The 2,744-nt window shown below is 66.2% G+C and carries 4 protein-coding genes; 3 read left to right on the top strand and 1 reads right to left on the bottom strand.

Features of this window, described 5'->3' with window-relative positions:
• Positions 1 to 29 precede the first annotated feature (29 nt).
• The 3 genes from AB9K35_RS00930 to AB9K35_RS00940 all read left to right on the top strand — a co-directional run bounded on the left by AB9K35_RS00930 (position 30) and on the right by AB9K35_RS00940 (position 2,173).
• On the top strand, positions 30 to 884 hold the full coding sequence (locus AB9K35_RS00930) for a DMT family transporter (protein ID WP_369924030.1): 855 nt from the start codon (positions 30 to 32) through the stop codon (positions 882 to 884).
• A 46-nt stretch (positions 885 to 930) separates the two neighbouring features.
• Positions 931 to 1,413 (top strand): SsrA-binding protein SmpB, encoded by a 483-nt coding sequence (gene smpB / locus AB9K35_RS00935; protein WP_222454831.1) that lies wholly within the window; start codon positions 931 to 933, stop codon positions 1,411 to 1,413.
• Between the two features lie 217 nt (positions 1,414 to 1,630).
• Positions 1,631 to 2,173 carry a hypothetical protein gene (locus AB9K35_RS00940; protein WP_369924027.1) on the top strand — a complete coding sequence of 181 codons (543 nt, stop codon included), beginning with the start codon at positions 1,631 to 1,633 and terminating at the stop codon, positions 2,171 to 2,173.
• Between the two features lie 10 nt (positions 2,174 to 2,183).
• Here AB9K35_RS00940 and AB9K35_RS00945 read toward each other — a convergent pair.
• Positions 2,184 to 2,744 (bottom strand): leucine-rich repeat domain-containing protein (locus AB9K35_RS00945; protein ID WP_369924029.1); only part of this gene is annotated, 561 nt, incomplete at its 5' end.

The raw sequence follows: 2,744 nt of genomic DNA on the forward strand, positions 1-2,744 counted from the left end.
TTGAAGTGATTTTTGCGGAAAGGTCTTGCATGGATACGCTGCGCGGAAGCCTGTTGATGGTGCTGGCGATGGGGGCCTTCGCGCTGGAGGACATGTTCCTCAAATCCGCCGCCGCCGCGCTGCCGGTGGGGCAGATCCTGATCCTGTTCGGCCTAGGTGGCATGGCGGTCTTTGCCGCGATGGCGCGTGCGCAGGGGCACCGCCCGTGGCACCCGGCCTTCGGCACGCGCCCGATGCTGTTGCGCTCGGTTGCGGAGGTGGTCGGGCGGCTGTGTTTCACGCTGGCGATCGCGCTGACGCCCTTGTCCTCGGCCTCTGCCATCCTGCAGGCAACGCCGCTGGTGGTGGCAGCAGGGGCGGTGGTGTTCTTTGGCGAGACCGTGGGCTGGCGGCGCTGGCTGGCAATCGGCCTCGGCTTTTTCGGCGTGCTCCTGATCCTGCGGCCGGGTCTCAGCGGGTTCGAGCCCGCCTCGCTGTTTGCGGTGGCGGGCACGCTGGGCTTTGCCGGGCGCGACCTGGCCACCCGGGCCGCCCCGCAGGACATGCGCAACAGCCAGCTGGGGTTTCTCGGCTTTGCCATGCTGGTGGTGGCGGGCGCGCTGGCGCTGGGCTGGACCGGCGGCGCGGTCTGGCCGGAGCCGCGCCAGTGGCTGCAGCTGGCCGCCGCCACGGTGATCGGCGTGATCGCCTATAACGCGCTGTCGGGCGCGATGCGGGCGGGCGAGATCGCGGTGATCGCACCGTTCCGCTACACCCGGCTGGTCTTTGCAATGGTGCTGGGCGTGCTGGTGTTCGGCGAGCGCCCGGACCTGCTGACCCTGATCGGCAGCGCGGTGATCGTCGGCAGCGGCGTGTTCACCCTGCTGCGCAGCGCCAAGGCGTGACGGGCCATCTTGCGCCTGCCGCCCGCCCGCCTTACATCTGCCTCCCATGGCCAAGAAAAAACAGACATCAGACCCGAACTACAAGGTGATCGCCGAAAGCCGCCGCGCGCGCTTCGATTACGCGATCGAGGACGATATCGAATGCGGCATCGTACTCGAAGGGTCCGAGGTCAAGGCGCTGCGCGGCAATGGCACCAATATCGCCGACAGCTATGCAGCCGTCGAAGATGGCGAGCTGTGGCTGGTGAACGCCTACATCCCGCCCTATGAGCAGGCCAAGGTGTTCAAGCACGAGGAGCGCCGCCGCCGCAAGCTGCTGGTGTCGCGCAAAGAGCTGTCCGATCTGTGGAACCTGACGCAGCGCAAGGGGATGACCCTTGTCCCGCTGGTGATGTACTTCAACCACAAGGGACGCGCGAAGGTGAAACTGGGCATCGCCAAGGGCAAGAAGCTGCACGACAAACGCGAAACTCAGGCCAAGCGTGATTGGGGGCGTCAGAAACAGCGGCTGCTGAAGGACGCCCGCTAAGGTCGGCGATCGCTGTCCCCGGCCCGTTATCCAGCGGCTGCTGACGGCCTCCGGCCAACGGGTGCGGTCTTGGCAGTCTCGCGGGCCTCTATTGAGTTCTTGCAAATCCTGATAGTATGAGTCAGATACCACTCGCCCAGCAGATACCCTCGTGGATCAAGCCCGGTTCCTCCCTGCGGCACTCGCGCCGCTGTTCTCTTGGTGACTGGATCTGCTGATGACTGTTTCTGTATTTGATGCTGCCCGGCAGCACGCTGACTCCCCGTCTGTTTCGGCACAGGATGCCGCTTCGCTGCCCGCGCCGGTTGCGTCGCTGGGGGTCGATGAGTTTGAGCTGGGGCTCCTGCCAGTGCTGCGCCATTTTCTGCTGGCGCATGCTGATCCTCGGCAGCAGGCATGGCAAAGCGCCTATACGATTGCGGCTGAACGCTGGGGAGAGACCCTGGGGTTGGCGGCGGCCCATATGGCGATGAAACTGCTGCGTGCCGTGCTGGAGTGCCGCGACGGGCAGTTCGCCTGCATCAGCCCCTTTGATCTGGAGAACCGTGCCTGCGTCACGGCGGATGAGGCGGCGTTGCTGCGGATGCTGCATCACATGCGCCGGGACGAGACCCCGCCGGCGCGGGACGCGGTGGCCGAGGTGACTCAGGGCCAGATGGACCCGCATGTGATTCGCGCAGGCCTGGCCCTGGCGCACCGCTTTGCCGTGGGACGGCCGGGCGGGCGACCGCAGGCCCCGAGACTACAGGTGGTCGGATGAGCCGCGTGGTTTAGAACTGCGCTCCGAAATGGGCGCGGATCTGCTCCTGTCCAAGCAGGCGCTTGGGCTTGCCGTGGCCGGTTCCGGTCACCAGGATGCGCAGGCTGTCCATCCCGACGACCGGCGCCAGGGTTTCTCTCGGCAATCCGACAGCGCGCAGAATGGCCAGGTTCTTCAGACCGGTCAGGGGCGACAGGTCGCTCACGGCGGTGCCGGACAGGCAAAAATCCCGAAGCTCCGCCAGATGCTCCACCCCGGAAAGGTCGCCCAGCGTGCTTTGGGTCACCGACAGTTTGCGGATGCCACTTCCCGCCAGCGGTTCAAGACTGCTGATCGGTGTGCCCGTCAGGTCCAGCTTGCGCAGAGAATGCAACCCTGACAGCGGTGCCAGATCCTGCACCTCCGTTCGGTTCAGCGCCAGCTCCCGCAGGCTTGTCGCTCCGGCCAGCGGGCCGAGATCCGAAACCGGCGTGTCGGACAGGATCACCGTGCGCAGCGCCGGTTTGTTGGCCAGCCCGTCCAGCGACTGCAACCGGGTGCCCTCGGCGCGCAGCATCTCGAGGCGTGTTGA

Source organism: Leisingera sp. XS_AS12, from assembly GCF_041224635.1.
In the GTDB taxonomy this organism is placed as follows: Bacteria; Pseudomonadota; Alphaproteobacteria; order Rhodobacterales; family Rhodobacteraceae; genus Leisingera.